Consider the following 16,542-nt stretch of genomic DNA (forward strand, 5'->3'; position numbering starts at 1 on the left):
CATTGCCAGCCACGTTGACGCCTTCAGGGATGGCGTTCCTGTTAATCCATGGATATAGCATGTTCTAGCTCTTGATTAAATTTCCATCCAATCCCACCATGTATGCAAGCTAGGAAGGGAAGACATGGCAAAGTTAAGTTGGGACAAGTTCGTTGCGAAGTACGGCAAGACCGGAAATCTTGTTACGGTTGGCACAGTGTCGGGCCGCTTTGTGCGCCCCAACATTCTGTCTCAAAAGAACATGAAAAAATATCCAACCGTACTAGGCTTGCTGACGGAAAGTATCGGCGAACACTTGGTTGGCGATTGGGCCTACACTACCGAGAGCCAGAAGATCCGCAGGCTTTCAAACGGTAAAGCGAAGGTCTTGTATGTGACAATACATGAGTTTGTCTTCTCGAACCCAGCCGATGCGGTCTTGGCAGGAAAGCTCTGGTCTTCAGGAAAGACAAAGGTTGGTCCCTCCGAAAATCCCAACTTCGCTTCGCTCCTGCGAGGGCGAGAGTTGGAGACCAGAGAATACGCCCGCCTCGTCGACATCCTTGGTTATTAATAGTCCATCCTAGGTAGTGTGGACAAAGTGGATTCCCAAATCACCAGATGACTGATTCAAGGCTGCTCTTTGCGGAGAGTGGCGTTGGTTCGTGGTTTGATGTCGGACGAGGAATGGGCGTTCTTCGAGCCGTTCGTTGTCGAGAAGGGGCCGAGACGGGGGCGGCGTCCTCGTGATCACCGACGGGTGCTGGACGGAGTGTTCTGGATCGCTCGGACAGGCACGGCCTGGCGTGACCTGCACAGCCATTTCGGCGAGTGGAACTCGGTCTATCGGCAGTTCCGGCGCTGGACGCTGGCGGGGACCTGGGAGGTGATGCTGGAGGCGCTGAACGAGGCCGGCGCAGGGCATGGCAGCGTCCAGATGATCGATTCCACCATCATCCGCGCCCATCAGCACGCCGCCGGCGCGCTAAAAAAGGGGATGAGGACCAGGGTCTTGGCCGCTCTCGCGGTGGCTTCTCGACCAAGATCCATCTCCGCAGCAACGCTTTGGGCCTCCCTGTTGCGGTCACGCTGAGCGGCGGTCAGGTCTCCGATGTGAAGGGCTATGCGCCGGTCATGGACGAACCCGGCCCACAGCCTCGCGTGCTGCTCGCCGACAAGGGATACGACGCCGACTTCATCCTGGCCGACCTTGACGCCAGGGATGTCGTCGCCGTCATTCCCGCAAGGCGGAACCGCAAGGTTCAGCCCGTCATCGACGGTCATATCTACGCCCTGAGGAACCTCGTTGAGCGCTGCTTCTCAAGGCTCAAACACAGCCGCCGACTGGCGACCCGATACGACAAGACCGCCGACAGCTTCCTCGGTTTCGTCCTCGTCGCTTCAATCCGCTTGTGGGTCAGGCACTTTGTCCACACCACCTAGGGGCGCGCCGCATCCTCGTATTTCGTTTTCTCGACGCAGAACTCTAGTAACTCCAGATCGTAGCTCGGCACCCGACAGACGGTAATTTGCTATCCCCGGCGTTGTCATATCCGTCGGGATCGACCGTTGCCTTGGCGATCCTCCGGCCGACTGGTTAAAGTCCGCTTTTGGTAAGCGGCCAGATTGGTTTTTCCGATCGCAATAAGGTCGGACACGGCCATAGATGTCAATCATGCGCCGTGCCGGCAATCTCTTGGGCGGCAACTGAAGCCTGACTGACCACTTAGGGCCTCTTAGCTGCCTGTCGGTGATGTGCCTCAATTCAGGTCGTTCAGGCTGCCGAAAAGTTTGCTGAAAGCGGTCATTTCGCTTTTCATACTACTAGTGACCGCGAAGGGTTGGAAACCGGACAGTCTGTTATTGCCACGCCAGCGACACCTAAGCGCCAGAAGCAGACATTGGTTTGCCGTAAGCAACACTCCGTCTATTTCTAGAAAAAGCCAAGGATCGTGAAACACGTGGCCAATCACCAATAGTGATTGGCCATCTTTTTTACGTTCTCAAACAGATTTTCAATCAACGAGGCGGAGCTGTCCTTCGTCCCTCCGAACAAGCCAGCTTTGAGCGGGGGCCACTCATCCCCTTCTCGTTCTATCTCCTGTTGCACCTTCTGAATGGACTGACCGGAATGGTTCCAAACGAAGCGCCCGCGCAACGTGTTGCGGTTACCGGTTTGGGATGCATGAAGATACTGGAGGGCTAGGAGGACTTCTAAACGTTCAAACTCTCTTTGTATGTCCTCTACTTTGGAAAGTTTGCCGAAGAGTCTCATGAAATGGTCACTGATCGGAGTATAGCGCTTTTGTGGATGTAGAGCATTTGCTGTTTCAGAGGATACGACTGTAATCGCCCCCAGATGCTCAAGAACATTTTCGTCTCTTCCACTATGCGTGAGGCGGCCTTCAACAAGGTGTTTGAAGAGTGGCCAGTTGCCTCCCGCCATGGCTCCGTAGGATGCGGCGTAGAAGCAAACAGCACCTGGGTATTTGTTCATTTCCAACCATACACTAAAGCCGCTGCATAGATTGGACGGAACCAGTTTAGTGATGGATTGCCGTATGGAGTCGAAATTGTAGGCTTCAGCCCAGTGAGCCGCCGCAAACAACATATGTTGTAGCCCGCCTGTAGAGGCGTCATATGCTTCGAAACGTGCTTTAATCGTCGCTGCGTCGACCGGCCTCGCTTCCATCGTATAAGCAGATTCCCACAAAGCTCTTATACGGCTTGTTTCGTCGACCAGAAGGTCGTGAAATCTCACGCGATATTCTGGGGCCGCGACAAACTTCTTGACTGCCGCAACTTGCGCACTGACTGATAGAGGGTGAGCAGCTTTGGAATCCTTGAGGCCTTCGACCATTTCTTGTAACTGCGCGAAGAACTTATCTGCCCCATCTATCTCGATTAAATGACCACCTCGCAGGGTGAGCAGCTTCTCGGCTCGTGCGCCAAGTTTTCCACGAGCTGCCCAGAAAGTGGCATAGCGGCGAGACTTGCACCGCTCAAATGCTGCCCTGAGAGCTTGATCCCATTCCCCGGACCAACCGCAGACGATCAAGCCAAATTCATCCAAAATACGGTCCAGATAAGTGTCCATCACAGGATCATACGAGGCGAGTTCGTCTTCCGTGTTTTTGATGCGATCATCCAAATAGTCACCATGGATTTTCACGACTACGCACCTCTGGTGCACCAAAGGCGCGGCACCCTTTGTTGCATCAGCCGTGGATATGACGGTCGGAACAATACCGCAGTCGGTAAGTGCGACTTCCATCAGACGGTCGAAATTCGTGGTGACTAATACCTTGATGAAGCCGTCGCGCACTAACTCGGCTATGGCGCGATGTGCGGCGGTTGGCATTTTGATACCATCATCGCGCTCTTCGTCCGTAGGCTCGAAGAATTCATGCAAAATCGCGCGACGCTCCGCTGGCGTCTTCGCAAGCATGTCAAGCAGCTCAGAGTAGCCAGGGTCTTTCCCAAATCTATCCTTGTACCATTGGGCAGGATCACCATGCGTGTCCTCCCCTGATAGAATAGCGACTCGCTCCACCATTTCGAGAGTTACTTCCCACCCAGTGGGAATTCCTGCACTTCGAGAGATGCCAGAGCCCAAAAGGACGGCATAAACATTCGGGGATGTTTGAACCGAGTGCGCGAGGGAAAGAATCGGATGCATTATCGACTTTCAGGTTGCAACCTGAACATTATGCAAGCAGTGCTTAAGGGCATGCAATCTTATTCTCGAACTGCCTCGAGATATACCAGCCTGAGTCTGCTGTAGGAAGCAGGCGGTTCATGGTTAGATTCCAGACTTCCTAGTAGTGAGAACCTCCCATTTACTCTCGATGGAGAAACTCCCGCCGCTCGTCCATGGATAGGCGATCACAGATCGGCGCCGCAAGGACAACGTGGGAACGGTACAGCGGTTATGAACACCTATCTTCGGGATGGGATCAGTGGATTACCACTTACTCAGGAGTAATTTCCCAAAAAACAGGGAGGCCATATAACTGATTGTTAAAAGGCGGATGTTAGCTACCCGTGTGGGTCCGCTCTTCGCTAGATTTGCCGAAAAGTCGACAGTCCGCAATCGGCCCCATATCGGTCGTTCATCGGAGTGTAACGGGAAACTTACCTATGGATTTTTTCGGACTTAATCTGGCTGCCGGTCTTATCTCCAAGTTCATTTAGAGGGCTATGACGTAAACGTAGTTCTCATCATTAACTGGTGCGGCGCAGGAATTCTACAGTATGGTGCCCAGGCACTAAGGGCGTTGCCCTCGCGCCAGCAAGGTAAGTGAACCGCTCAGGGCGGTATCCCCATCCTTCCGCGCCTAAATAGGCTTGTGCAGGTCGGGTGATCCCCCTCCGCCCTGGCCGCCCTTGCTGTATGCTACCCCAGTCTCGCCGAGGGGCAAGGGTTCAAGAGCGGCGCTTCGCTGCTATGAACCCAAACCCAAAGGATCATGGACATGACTAACGTATCCGACAGTAATCCTCGCATCTATGTTGCCTGCCTTGCCGCTTACAATAACGGCCATTTGCATGGGGTTTGGATCAACGCGGATCAGGACGCAGACGAAATCAGGGACGAGATTACGGTCATGCTAGCGCGCTCCCCGATCAAGGAGGCGGAGGAATACGCCATTCACGACTATGAGGGCTTCGAAGGCGTTGACATCAGCGAGTATGCTGAGATCGGCACCGTCGCGCGAATGGCCGCTTTCATAGAAGAGCATGGCGCACTAGGCGCTGGCCTGCTGGAGCAGTTCGGCGGTGACATAGACCAAGCCGAATTCACTTTGCAGGACTGCTATCACGGTCAGTTCCCGAAGCTTGCCGACTACATGGAAGAACTAACCACCGAGAGCGTCACGATCCCCGACGTTCTGAGCTACTATGTCGACTGGGATGCGATGGCACGTGACGCTGAGATGGCCGGCGAGTTCTTCACCATCGAGACCGCATATGGCGAGGTCCATGTGTTTTCCAACAGATGAAAAAACGGGTGGATTGGTTTCTGGGGCACTGGAGAGAAATGCTGAACAGACTTATCGGTTTAGGCGATCCACTTATCTTATTAATCTGGCTACACGAAGCGCTGAAGTTGCGGCAGCCTCTCCGGATCGGACGATGTCTCGCGTTGTCCGATTATGGGAGGACGCGCCATGCAAAGCATAGATTGGCGTATTCCGGCGGCATATAAACACGTCAAAGATCTTTCAGCTGCTGGTTTCGCTTGGGAATATCTTCGTCGCAATGAGGATTACCGCAACGATGTCACGTGCCTTGCACAGAAGGCAGAGCCGAGTGTTACTGAGGTGGACGCCTTTGCTTGCCGCTGGGGTGTGCGATTTTCCGCACGATCCAAACGCGCGGCCTGACTTGAACCCGCCTTTCTGGTCGCCTTGCTCTAATCCGCAGGCTATTATCCTGTCACCTGTCGAGAATGTATGCCTTGAGACTGAAAGGCTTATCGCTCTCGCGGGTCTGGAGGACTTGATCCTGCGCCGCGCGCCGGATGGCTGGCATGCCATCTGGCGTGTCGACGGGGTGGAGCATCAATTCTGGCTACCGCAGGGGGCGATCAATGCCACGGTTTTCTATGCTGCAACCCTGCCTATGGACGAGTTCATGGAATTACGCGCCCATGCTGCCCGCCGCCTCTGGCGGTGCCTGACAGGCCGCTCCCCGGGGCGGGATATTCGCGCCATGCCAGCTCAGCTTCGCCAATGGCATCTTCTGTCGCTGCGCGCTCTGGACGCCAGGCTGCACGGTGAAAGCTACCGTTCTGTCGCGGAAGTGCTGCTTGGGTTCCGTGGCAACAAGGAAGATTTCGAGATTGATCCGCGTAAGAATAAGGCACGTCGTCTTGTTGCCCACGGTATCAGGATGATGCGCGGGGGCTATCGGCTGCTTTTGCATTATCCGGTCAAGCTGATTCCACGATCAAAAGGCAAATGAGGTAATCTCAACGATTTCTGTTTGCCGCAGCCTGTTCCAGTATTTGCCTGTAACCTTCCCGCGACAGCCATTGAGCGCGTTCCAGATGGCTCTGCCAGCATCGCCGGGTTAGCATCTCATCAGATGCCGGATCGCGGTGCAGAACAATTCGTGCCACTTCCTTCCAGTCCGCATCCTCGGTTTTGGCGTCGAGGAGCCGCAGATAGGTCACAAAGTGTTGCTCGTCATAGGCGGTGATGACATCGCTGGATGGGGCCAGATCATCCACATCGGGATCAAGTTCGACGGGTGCTTTCACGGTCATTCCCCTTCTTTCAGAGGAGTTTCTGCGGTTCGCCCCCGCAAGACAACTCTCTGACTCCTGGTGATCGGGGAGTTAGTAACCGTGTTGGACGGCCCCATGGCCTTTAGGCGAGAAGCCCTGAACATACGCCAAGGGCTCCCCGACCATAGGGTCAAGGAGTGTGGCATCGTCACGGCCGACACCAACCGCCAACAGGGGTTACTAAGCCCCGGAGCAGTGCGTCTGCTCCAACGGCATTCTTAACCGAATTACACGCCAATGTCTTGAGAAATTCCACATACCTCTTCCTGAGTTGCTGAAATCTCACATCTTTTCGCGCTGACACAGCCTATTTCAGGGGTGCCGTCTGTGCAGGGGCGCAAATGCGGCACGCTACGCGCCGCCGATCTCTCTCCATGGTTCGTCATAGCGCGCCGCCGTCTCCGGCAGCCGCATCAACCTGACGAACTGGAGGTGATCTCATGGCAGAGCGCCGTAACATGGAAATGCCACCACGCATGCTGCGCACCCAGGAAGCTGCGCGTTTCCTTGGCATTTCTCTTCGCACACTGGAAAAACACCGGACCTACGGGACCGGCCCGACCTATCGCAAAATCGGTGGCCGCGTCCTCTATACCGTCGATGATCTCCAGTCCTGGGCCGACATCGGCGCGCGAAAGTCTACCAGTGACAAGGACGCTCGCACGGTCTTTCCGGCGCGCCCCCTGACGCCTGAAGAGCGGAGCAAGCTCTGAATGCGGCGCGTCGATCACCATGACACTCGACGGCGAGAGGGGGACAGCGAGCGTAGTTACCTCGATCCCTTCGTGGTCGCAACCGGTGATGCCAGTCCACGCGATCAGCGCGATCTGATGGAGCGGCCATTCTTCTCGCTGGCGAAGACGCCGCGCACGAAACCGATCCTCTACAAGACAGCCGATGTCGAGGTGCAGGTATTCGGAATGCCTGAACACGGTATGGCGACGATCTGGGACGCCGATGTGCTGATCTGGGCTGCGAGTCAGATCGTCGCTGCCGAAAATAATGGCATCAAGACATCCCGCTTCTTTCGCTTCACGCCCTATCATCTGCTGCGCGCCATCGGCCGCGACAGCGGAAACCGGCAATATTTGTTGCTGAAGGCAGCACTTGCCCGGCTGCAATCCACCGTCGTCGCCACGACGATCCGTAACGGCAAGCATTGGCGACGCCGTCAGTTCTCCTGGATCAACGAATGGGAAGAGATGACCACGCACGATGGTCGCGTAGAAGGCATGGAGTTTGTCCTGCCCGAATGGTTCTATAACAGTGTTCTTGACCGTTCTCTGGTCCTCACCATCGACCCGGACTATTTCCGGCTGACAGGCGGTATCGAGCGCTGGCTCTACCGTGTCGCCCGTAAACATGCCGGTCATCAGCCGCATGGTTGGATGTTCGAGGTTGCGCACCTCCACCAGAAATCCGGCAGCATGGCCCGGCCATCGGACTTTGCGCTGGACCTGCGGCGCATTGCTGCCCGCCAGCCACTGCCCGGCTACAGGCTCAAGATCCTGCGCGAAGATCGCCGCGAACTACTGCGAATCCGCCCTGAAAATCTATCCACAGTGCCTGTGGGTAACATTGTGGATGCCGTCGGTACATCAGGCGCAAAGGGTATCGGTACATCAGGCGCAGCACTATCGGCACATCAGGCGCACGAACCCCAGTTAAGTCTCTGGAACGAAAAGAAGAATCCGGCTGCTAACTTAGAATCTAACATAGAATCTAACTTTTCTTCTTTGACGCGCGCGCATGAAAGGCACGGTGCCAGTGCCACTTCCCGCCGACCTGGGCGGGGTACGCCATGATCGTCGCGCTCCTCAATCAGAAAGGCGGCGTGGGCAAGACCACGCTGGCGCTGCATCTTGCCGGGCTCTGGGCGGCGCAAGGCAAGCGCGTCATCCTGATCGATGCCGAACCGCAAGGCACTGCACTCGACTGGTCGGAGCTGATGCGTGACGCCAATCATGTCGACATTGATGGTCCGCCCCGTGTCGCTGGTCTTACGCGCTCTGCGCTGCTTGCAGCCGATCTGGTGCTGATCCCGGTGCAACCATCGCCCTTTGATGGCTGTGCCTTTGCCGAGATGCTGGGGCTTCTGAACGAAGCACGCATCAAGGTTGCCGCTTTCCGGCGTGGTGTCACCGTCGCCGTGATGCTGCGCGAACTGCTGGTCCGCGAGTTTCCACCCATCGAAGGAGATCAGCCATGATGGGCAAAACCGTGCGCGCTGCGCATGCACATCCGCAGGCGGACGGGCCTGCACCGTTTACCACATTGGTCGAACTGACCTTCCAGAAGAAGAAGGTCGAGCGATGGATACGCTTCGGCCGCAAGAGCTTTGAGCAGATCATCGACCGCCGCCGCAGTCTGATCGGTTTTGCGCCCGAAAGCATCTTCGCCTTCGTCCGTTGGGCCTCCAACGATTACGGCACCATCGTCTCGCGGCTCGACATCCTGCGCGCTACCGGGCGTGGCGAATCGTACCAGACCGTGCCCTTCGTTCGTCCTGGCGGCGAGATCTTGCTGCGTATCGACGGCTGGCGACAAGTCCAGCGGGTGCTGACCCTGATCGATGCGGTGGACGCGCTTGGCGTCGATCCGGCCGATGTTGCGCCGGATTATTGGCGGCACGTCCAAAACCGCTTGAGCGCCGGTCAGGAACCCAATCCCTACACCCCGGAGCGCCATGCCGCATGGGTTGGCCGCCGGAGGATTGCGCCATGAGCCGCCGTCATATCCTCGCCGTGTCCATTCTGGCTGTCGGAACATTGATCGCCACGGCTGTTGCCGATCTGCCAACCCGGCTGATCTGGAATGTAACCGCCAGTGCGCCCATTGGCTTCTACACAGTTGCTCACGCCGATGCGCTCGAAGTTCCCGAACTGGTCGCCATCATGCCGTCCGAACCGCTGGAGCGGTTCATGGTCGAGCGTGGCTATATCGGACGCGGCGTACCGCTGCTGAAGCGCGTCCTCGGCCTGCCTGGACAGCGCGTCTGCCGCAACGGTGCGACCATTACCGTCGAAAACGTGGAGATGGGGGACGCGCTGGAGCGCGACCGCATGGGCCGCGACCTGCCGGTCTGGCACGGCTGTCGCATCATCGGCGGGGGGGGACTCTTCCTCATGAATTGGGACATCCGCGACAGCCTCGACGGGCGTTACTTCGGACCTGTTCCCGCCAGTTCCGTCATTGGCCGGGCGCTGCCGCTCTGGACCGATGGGGAAGGTGATGGCCGCTACGAATGGCGGGCGGCCACGCATTGAACCCACGCCGAAACCTCAACAACAGGAGATTTTTCATGCCGCAGATCGGATTGTTTACGCGTGATGAAACGGGCTTTTCCGGGCGCGTTCACACGCTCACGCTCTTCCGTGAGCTTACCATCCTACCAGCCGAGCATTCGGACGCCGAAAATGCGCCGGACTATCGTGTCCATCACGGTACTGATGACGGCCCCGAGGTCGGCGCTGCATGGAAACGCACCGGCGAAAAGGCCGGCGAATATCTCTCGGTGCTGCTCGACGATCCCGCCTTGCCGCAGCCGATTCGCGCCAATCTGTTCCGCGACGCCGATGCAGGCTCGTCATGGTCGCTACACTGGAGCCGCCCGCGGCCCCGTGAAGATCGGGACTGAGATCATGCGATCCCGCACTCTTCTTCTCTTCACGGCCCTGCTGTCGGCTGGCGGCGGATTGACCTCAGCTATTGCGCAGGTGGAGACGCACCTCGCGCCTGTTCCCGCGTATCCCCATGCTGCTTTCATTGCCGAGGCGTCACAGCGTTTCGGTATTCCGGAGCACTGGATTCGAGCCGTGCTGCGTGTGGAAAGTGCGGGCGATGTGCGGGCCATCTCGTCGGCGGGTGCAATGGGACTGATGCAGGTCATGCCCGGTACTTGGGCGGGCCTGCGCAGCCGCCATGGCCTCGGGCGCGATCCTTACGATCCGCGCGACAACATCCTCGCAGGTACAGCGTATCTGCGGGAGATGTGGGACCGCTATGGCAATGTCGCAGCCATGCTTGCCGCCTACAATGCGGGTCCCGGTCGCTATGACGAACATCTGGCGACGGGCCGCACTTTGCTCGCAGAAACGCGCACCTATGTTGCCACGCTCGCACCTGTTCTCGGCAACGGGGCTGCGCCTGATGTGCCGACGATCGTGCCGCCGCCACCACCGGATTGGCGCGAAGCTCCGCTTTTTGTTGCGCAATCGAGCGGCAATTCGGCGGCGGCCAATCCGCCGTCGAATGATGTCCGCGCAACCGTTCCTATGCGCGTTTCCGTCGATCATGAGCCGCAGGACGGCGGCATATTCGTGGCCCGTGCTAGCAACGGAGATTCACCATGAGCATGGCTTCTTCACGTTGCTTCGGTTCGCTTCCGGTGTGCAGTCAGGCAAGGGGTCGCCTGGCTGCATTCACGGCAGTAAGGGCAAAAAGGGCAGGGAAGGCGGAGGGCAAGATAAAGGAAACCGGCACCCTGTCGGGTCGGTTTCTCGGCAAGCCCTTGTCTGCACACTGTTTTGGGGCGCGGCGCACGGCACCCTGCTTTTGGGTCTCGCGTGCCGCGATATGGCGCAAAGCCTTGGCCTTACTGGGTTTTGATCGGCACTCTAGCCGAATATCTGCCGTTTGCGTGCCTGAACGGCATGGAATGCGCTCATGAGCGCCGACGGCGAGAACCGCTTTCGCCCCAGGCCAGGTCGGATCAAATCCGACGCGCCGAAGGTGGGCAAGGCGAAGAGCTTTCTGACGCAGGCGAAGAAGCTGGCGCGTCAGCATAGCAACAGCCCCGGCAGATCATCATCATTCGTATCACGGATATCCTCGTCGTCTTCATCTGGTTCGGCCGGAAAGAGCGGGAAGGCATCGCGGGCGGGCAAAGGTCCGGGCGTCAAGCGTGGCCGTGGCGCGGCCGTTGTCCGCGCCCGAACCCTGTCGGGCGGTTGGCGTCACAGTACGTCTGGAATGCGCCGCGTCGTCGTGAAGACCCGCTACGTTCAGCAGGCCGGGAAGAACGGCAAGGCCGCCGCCCACCTGCGCTATATCCAGCGCGACGGGACATCGCGCGACGGCGAACGCGGCCAGCTCTATTCGGCCAACGAGGATCGCGCCGATGGCGACGCCTTCCTCGATCGCGGCAAGGAGGATCGCCACCAGTTTCGGTTCATCGTCTCACCGGAGGACGGGGCTGACCTCACGGACTTGACGGCGCATACCCGCGACCTCATGAAACAGGTCGAGGCCGATCTTGGCACCAAGCTCGATTGGGTCGCTGTCAACCACTACAACACCGGCCATCCCCATGTGCATGTCATCGTGCGCGGCAAGGATGACCTGGGCGAGAACCTTGTCATCAATGGCGACTATCTTGCCAACGGCATCCGCGAGCGCGCGGGCGAGCTGACGACGCTTGAGCTTGGTCCCGTCACCGAGATCGAGCAGAGCCGCAAGCTGTCGGCCGAAGTCGATCAGGATCGCTTCACCCGCCTCGACCGGGCGATGACCGAGGAAGCCAATGAGCGGTTCCTCGACCTGCGCCATGAGCCGGCAGCCGCGCGGGGGCAGTTCAACCGGACGCTTCGCCTGCGCCGTCTCGCCAAGCTGGAGAAGATGGGCCTTGCCAGCCAGCACGCGCCAGGCGTCTGGGAAATGAGCGCGAGGATGGAACCAACCTTGCGCGAGCTGGGTGAGCGCGGTGACATCATCCGCAACATGCATAAGGTGCTGAAGGCCGATGGGCAGGAACGTGATCCGATGACCTTCCAGCTTCACGATACCGCACCCGTGGCGCCCATCACCGGTCGCGTCGTGGACAAATATCTCACTGACGAGATGGGCGAGAACCTGACGCTCGTGGTGGACGGCATCGACGGCCGGACGCATCACGTTCCGGGTATCGACCCCACCCGTGTCGAGGATGCCCGGATCGGCAGCGTCATCGAAATCGGCCCGGCCGACCCCACGCAGCGTCCATCCGATCGGACCATTGCAGCCATCGCCGAGGATGGCATCTATCGCCCGAGCCGTCATCTGGAGCAGGCGAAGTTCGAGGGACGTGTGCCGGGAGGCGATTACGAAGGGTATGTTGATGCCCATGTCCGGCGACTGGAGGCGCTGCGCCGGGCCGGGATTGTCGAGCGCATCGACGCAGACCAATGGCGTCTCCCTGAAGATTTCGAGAGCCGCGCCGCCGCCTATGATGCCGGCCGTAATCGTCAGGCCAGCGTTCGAATCCTGTCGACCTTCGATCTGGAAAAGCAGATCGGTTCGGACGGCGCGACCTGGCTTGACCAGAGGATGCTCGCCAACGACGCATCGGATCTCGCGCCGGCCGGATTCGGTCAGCAGGTGCGCGAGGCCATGGATCAACGCCGCGACCATCATATCGAACAGGGCGACGCTAGCCGCCAGCAGAATGGCCGCGTCTTCTATCGGCGCAATCTGCTCGCCACTCTGCGCGAGCGCGAGGTTGCCCGTGTTGGCGCGGAGATGGCTGAGAGCAAGGGATTGCCGTTCCGTGGAGCGAACGACGGCGAGCCCGTCAGCGGCAAGTTCACCGGCACAGTGCAGCTATCGAGCGGCAAGTTCGCCATCGTGGAGAAGTCCCACGAGTTCACCCTTATCCCGTGGCGACCGGTCATCGACCGCCGACTCGGCCGCGAGGTCATGGGCGTCGTGCAGGGCGGATCGGTGTCCTGGCAGTTGGGACGGCAGCGCGGGTTGGGAATTTAAGGTCGCTTAAGCGATGCGTTTGACTTCATCTCTTATCCCAATCAGGTGACGGTGACCAATTTTCCGCAATCAGATCAATGAAGCGTCGCACCTTGGGCGACAAGTGACGCGGCGACGGATAGACGGCCCTGATCGGTTCGCCCGTTGTCGCGTGTTCTTGGAGCACGGGAACGAGCCGACCAGCGCGAAGATCGTCGCCGACAAGGAAGGTCGCAAGCTGGCCGATACCATAGCCGGCCAGTACGCCGTCGCGTAACGCCTCCGCATTGCCGGCGCAGAAGCGGCCATGGACCGGAACTGAACGTATCACTCCATCGCGTGTGAACCGCCATTCCGCTGGTCGGCCACCATGGATGAAGGCGAGGCAGCTATGGTCCGCCAGATCGTTCAGGTTCACGGGTGTTCCGTAGGCCTTCAGATACTCGGGTGTCGCGCAGGTGACGAGCCGATGTGGTGCGAGTGTCCGTGCAATCAGGCGGCTGTCCTCTGCTCCGCCGATCCTAATAGCGAGGTCAACACCTTCCTCGATCAGATCGACATAGCGGTCGTTGAAGCTAACATTCACCACCAGCTCCGGCCACTCTGCCATAAAGCGGTGCAGGATTGGCAGGACGTGCAACCGGCCGAACGACACGGGCACATCAAGCCGCAGCTTCCCGCGCGGTTCCTCCTTGCGCGTTGCCATCACAGCTTCTGCTTCATCGAGATCGGCAAGAATGCGCTGGCATCGCTCGTAGAAGGCCGCGCCTTCGTCCGAGAGGCTGACGCTGCGCGTCGTGCGATGCAGGAGCCGTAAACCCAAGCGTTCTTCCAGCCGCACGATACGCTTGCCCACGGCCGAGCGCGATAGGCCAAGCTGTTCAGCCGCCACCGTGAAGCTGCGCGCATCCGCAGTGCGGACGAATGCGATGATGTCGCCCATTCGATCAATATTCATGCGTCGCATTATTGCACACTATTGATCCCCAATGAAGGGAATTATCATCACTTAATGTATCTGCAATTCCCCAATAAGTTCGATTGGATTATGTCTGAATCCGAAAGAGACCTGATGACCACCTCCATTCATGACCGCCGATACTGGCTGTTGCTGGCCGTCTGCATCGCCAGCTTTCTCGAACCGTTGGCGACAACGGTTGTCACTGTTTCCCTGCCGCAAATCCAGCGTGCGACCGGGGCGAGCTTCGCAGAGCTGCAATGGGTGCTGAATGCCTACGTGCTGACCTTCGCCGCGTTGGTACTGACCGGCGGTGCGCTGGCCGACCGCTTTGGGCGCAAGCGCATATTCATCGTCGGCTTATGGATGTTCATTGTCGCCTCGCTTGTCTGCGGCATCGCGAACGATCCGTTTCTGCTGATCGGTGGCCGTGCCATTGCCGGCACCGGATCAGCCTTCATGTTGAGTGCGGGCCTCGCGCTTCTGGTTCAGGTGTTCCACGGCAAGGAGCGTGTTCGGGCCTTCGCAATATGGGGCGTGGTGGTCGGTGCGGGGTCGGCGCTCGGTCCGCTCGTCGGCGGATTGCTCACCGACAATCTCGGCTGGCGTTGGATTTTCTTCGTCAACCTGCCGGTCTGCCTCCCACTGCTCTGGTTGAGTCATTGGAGTGCGGAGGAATCGCGCGATCCGCAGTCGGGCGTAATCGACTGGATCGGCCTTGGCAGCTTCACCAGCATGTTCATGCTGCTGATGTATGCCTTGATCGAAGGTAACAATCTCGGCTGGGCCAGTCCCACCCTTATCGCACTTCTCGTCGTCTCGGCTGTTCTGCTAGCGATCTTCATCCGCGTGCAACTTCGCCAGACGCGCCCGATGTTTGACCTGTCGTTGTTCGCCAACCCGACTTTTACCGGAGCATCCATCGTCGCCGTGGCGATTGCTGCCGCGTTCTTCACCTTGTTGGTCTATCTGCCGATCTACATTCAGGGCGTCCTCGGCTACAGCCCGTCGCAAACCGGATTGGCGCTGGTGGTCATGGCTGTGCCGCTACTGGTTATGGGGCCGGTCAGTGCGCGGATGGCGGCAGTCATCTCGCCGAAGCAGTTCTTGCCGTTTGGGCTGCTCGTCATTGCCGGAGGCGGCATCCTGTTGAGCCTCGTCGATCAATACGGTGCGACGGCCCTCTACGCGGGGATGATAGCCACCGGCATCGGCGCGGGTCTTATCAATGGGGAACTATCGAACGTCGCTATCAGCGTGGTCGCGCCGGAACGCAGCGGCATGGCATCCGGCATCAACAACACAATGCGCCAGCTCGGTTTCGGTATCGGCATCGCCGGGCTCGGGGCAATCTTTAGCGCCGACCTCACGCGTGGCCTCGCGCAATACGACCGCTCCTTTGTCGAGCGGATCGCCTCCGGCGATGTGACAGCGGCAGCTTTCGCGCTCGGCGACGATGCGGTGCGTGCCACGGACGCCGCAACGGCAACACTCGCGTCGGCAATCTCCGGTCTGTCATTGTCGGCGGCTGCGTTAGCGGCAGTGGCGGCTATGCTCGCTTTCCTGCTCATCCGCCCCGCAGCTGCTACGAAGGCAACGCAGGAGCGCGGATAGCATATGCGACGGCGGCGTTCTGCACCGATGAATGATCGCCAATGGGGAGTGCCGACTGCACTCGGGTCGCGCATCCCCCTAGCGTCGCTCATCCAGACACTCGCCGTTGCTGAATACCTGAACTTCCGTCACGCCGCCAACGCGCTCGGCGTGGCGCAATCCAGCGTCAGCGCACGTGTAAAGGGGCTGGAAGAAAACCTTGGTATTCTCCTCTTTGAGCGCCATGCACGGGGCGTCCGGCTGACCGAGGCCGGACGCCATTTCGTCGAGCGAATAGCGGCAGGTGTCGATCAGCTCGACCATGCGGTGAAGACCGCAAGCATGACGGCGGCAGGGAAATGGGGTCGCCTGCGCATCGGCATCCATGCCCTGATCCCCGGTAGCTTCCTTGCCGATCTGATCGCGCAATACCGGGAAGACCATCCCGGCATTGAGGTCGAGATGACCGAAGGCACGGCTCGCGATGCGGTGATGCAGCTTCGAGCCGACCGGCTGGACGTGGCTTTCGTCGTCGGCAAGCTTGAATTGCCTGACTGTCATACCCGCCCGATCTGGACCGAACCGCTGGTGGCGGTGCTGCCGGAACAGCATTGCCTTGCCGGTCAATCGGCAATCACATGGGGTGATTTGGCCGGCGAGACCTTGCTTGTCCGCTATGGTGGCACTGGACCGCAAGTCCACGATCATATCGTGCTGCGCCATGCCGGGCGCTGGCCTGCGCCGTCGATCCTGCGCTTCGACGTGGGGCGCGGCACCCTGTTGTCCATGGTCGGACAGGGCTTCGGCGTTACTATCGTCGGCGCGGCCACGACGCTGCTGCCAACGTCCGGCGTCGTCTTCCTGCCGTTCGCCGACGAGCCGGAGCCGATCACATTCTCGGCTGTTTGGTCGCCGTCCAACCGTAACGCCGCGCTTCGCAGCCTGCTCGCGCTAGCAGGCAAGATGAATAGGTCACGCGATTTGTCGATCTGATGAAACGGGC

At 59.1% G+C, this 16,542-nt stretch carries 17 protein-coding genes and 1 pseudogene; 15 read left to right on the forward strand and 3 right to left on the reverse strand.

All coding sequences use genetic code 11. From position 1 onward, the window contains the following. Positions 1-124 precede the first annotated feature (124 nt). Both IT41_RS13660 and IT41_RS20055 read left to right on the forward strand, forming a co-directional pair. Positions 125-553 (forward strand): hypothetical protein, encoded by a 429-nt coding sequence (locus IT41_RS13660; RefSeq protein ID WP_036742356.1) that lies wholly within the window; start codon positions 125-127, stop codon positions 551-553. 99 nt (positions 554-652) lie between these two features. Continuing rightward, positions 653-1,422, forward strand: a pseudogene (locus IT41_RS20055) (IS5 family transposase). A gap of 526 nt (positions 1,423-1,948) precedes the next feature. Here the strand turns inward: IT41_RS20055 and IT41_RS19515 are convergent. After that, complete coding sequence (locus IT41_RS19515; protein WP_081967565.1) at positions 1,949-3,658, reverse strand: SIR2 family protein; 1,710 nt, start codon at positions 3,656-3,658, stop codon at positions 1,949-1,951. 796 nt (positions 3,659-4,454) lie between these two features. Here IT41_RS19515 and IT41_RS13680 point away from each other — a divergent pair. The 3 genes from IT41_RS13680 to IT41_RS20065 all read left to right on the forward strand — a co-directional run bounded on the left by IT41_RS13680 (position 4,455) and on the right by IT41_RS20065 (position 5,946). Beyond that, positions 4,455-4,982: an antirestriction protein ArdA gene (locus IT41_RS13680; protein ID WP_036742463.1), complete on the forward strand. Its 528-nt coding sequence runs from the start codon at positions 4,455-4,457 to the stop codon at positions 4,980-4,982. A gap of 168 nt (positions 4,983-5,150) precedes the next feature. Then, positions 5,151-5,366: a transcriptional regulator domain-containing protein gene (locus IT41_RS20060; RefSeq protein ID WP_074948148.1), complete on the forward strand. Its 216-nt coding sequence runs from the start codon at positions 5,151-5,153 to the stop codon at positions 5,364-5,366. A gap of 115 nt (positions 5,367-5,481) precedes the next feature. Next, on the forward strand, positions 5,482-5,946 hold the full coding sequence (locus tag IT41_RS20065) for a DUF2285 domain-containing protein (protein ID WP_231564750.1): 465 nt from the start codon (positions 5,482-5,484) through the stop codon (positions 5,944-5,946). A 7-nt stretch (positions 5,947-5,953) separates the two neighbouring features. Here the strand turns inward: IT41_RS20065 and IT41_RS13690 are convergent, their stop codons facing one another. Continuing rightward, positions 5,954-6,250 carry a DNA -binding domain-containing protein gene (locus tag IT41_RS13690; protein WP_197055998.1) on the reverse strand — a complete coding sequence of 99 codons (297 nt, stop codon included), beginning with the start codon at positions 6,248-6,250 and terminating at the stop codon, positions 5,954-5,956. Between the two features lie 461 nt (positions 6,251-6,711). Here IT41_RS13690 and IT41_RS20070 point away from each other — a divergent pair, with 461 nt between their 5' ends. The 8 genes from IT41_RS20070 (at position 6,712) to IT41_RS21345 (ending at position 13,009) form a co-directional block, all read left to right on the forward strand. Further along, positions 6,712-6,984, forward strand: coding sequence for a helix-turn-helix transcriptional regulator (locus IT41_RS20070; RefSeq protein ID WP_074948149.1), 273 nt, complete (start codon positions 6,712-6,714; stop codon positions 6,982-6,984). Further along, the gene (locus tag IT41_RS20075; RefSeq protein ID WP_074948150.1) at positions 6,985-8,076 is read left to right on the forward strand and encodes a replication initiator protein A; all 1,092 of its coding nucleotides are present in this window, start codon (positions 6,985-6,987) and stop codon (positions 8,074-8,076) included. It begins immediately after the preceding gene. Then, complete coding sequence (locus tag IT41_RS13700) at positions 8,073-8,480, forward strand: ParA family protein (protein WP_052081562.1); 408 nt, start codon at positions 8,073-8,075, stop codon at positions 8,478-8,480. Before IT41_RS20075 ends, IT41_RS13700 begins: the two co-directional genes overlap by 4 nt. Then, positions 8,477-8,995: a DUF2840 domain-containing protein gene (locus IT41_RS13705; protein WP_036742366.1), complete on the forward strand. Its 519-nt coding sequence runs from the start codon at positions 8,477-8,479 to the stop codon at positions 8,993-8,995. The genes IT41_RS13700 and IT41_RS13705 overlap by 4 nt, the downstream gene beginning before the upstream one ends. Beyond that, positions 8,992-9,537 carry a S26 family signal peptidase gene (locus tag IT41_RS13710; RefSeq protein WP_036742368.1) on the forward strand — a complete coding sequence of 182 codons (546 nt, stop codon included), beginning with the start codon at positions 8,992-8,994 and terminating at the stop codon, positions 9,535-9,537. Before IT41_RS13705 ends, IT41_RS13710 begins: the two co-directional genes overlap by 4 nt. Positions 9,538-9,572: 35 nt before the next feature. Then, the gene (locus IT41_RS13715; RefSeq protein WP_036742371.1) at positions 9,573-9,908 is read left to right on the forward strand and encodes a DUF736 domain-containing protein; all 336 of its coding nucleotides are present in this window, start codon (positions 9,573-9,575) and stop codon (positions 9,906-9,908) included. A 4-nt stretch (positions 9,909-9,912) separates the two neighbouring features. After that, the gene (locus IT41_RS13720) at positions 9,913-10,623 is read left to right on the forward strand and encodes a lytic transglycosylase domain-containing protein (RefSeq protein ID WP_036742472.1); all 711 of its coding nucleotides are present in this window, start codon (positions 9,913-9,915) and stop codon (positions 10,621-10,623) included. A gap of 1,153 nt (positions 10,624-11,776) precedes the next feature. Continuing rightward, positions 11,777-13,009: a DUF3363 domain-containing protein gene (locus tag IT41_RS21345; protein ID WP_081967567.1), complete on the forward strand. Its 1,233-nt coding sequence runs from the start codon at positions 11,777-11,779 to the stop codon at positions 13,007-13,009. A gap of 25 nt (positions 13,010-13,034) precedes the next feature. Here IT41_RS21345 and IT41_RS13730 read toward each other — a convergent pair whose 3' ends face one another. Next, positions 13,035-13,931 (reverse strand): LysR family transcriptional regulator, encoded by an 897-nt coding sequence (locus tag IT41_RS13730; protein WP_197055999.1) that lies wholly within the window; start codon positions 13,929-13,931, stop codon positions 13,035-13,037. A gap of 129 nt (positions 13,932-14,060) precedes the next feature. On the opposite strand from IT41_RS13730, the gene IT41_RS13735 reads away from it, so the two are divergent. Together IT41_RS13735 and IT41_RS13740 are read left to right on the forward strand one after the other, a co-directional pair. Continuing rightward, entirely contained in the window at positions 14,061-15,560 is a 1,500-nt protein-coding gene (locus tag IT41_RS13735) for an MFS transporter (RefSeq protein WP_036742476.1), read from the forward strand. 27 nt (positions 15,561-15,587) lie between these two features. Further along, entirely contained in the window at positions 15,588-16,532 is a 945-nt protein-coding gene (locus IT41_RS13740) for a LysR family transcriptional regulator (RefSeq protein ID WP_036742376.1), read from the forward strand. Positions 16,533-16,542 lie beyond the last annotated feature (10 nt).

This window comes from Paracoccus halophilus, assembly GCF_000763905.1.
GTDB lineage: Bacteria > Pseudomonadota > Alphaproteobacteria > Rhodobacterales > Rhodobacteraceae > Paracoccus > Paracoccus halophilus.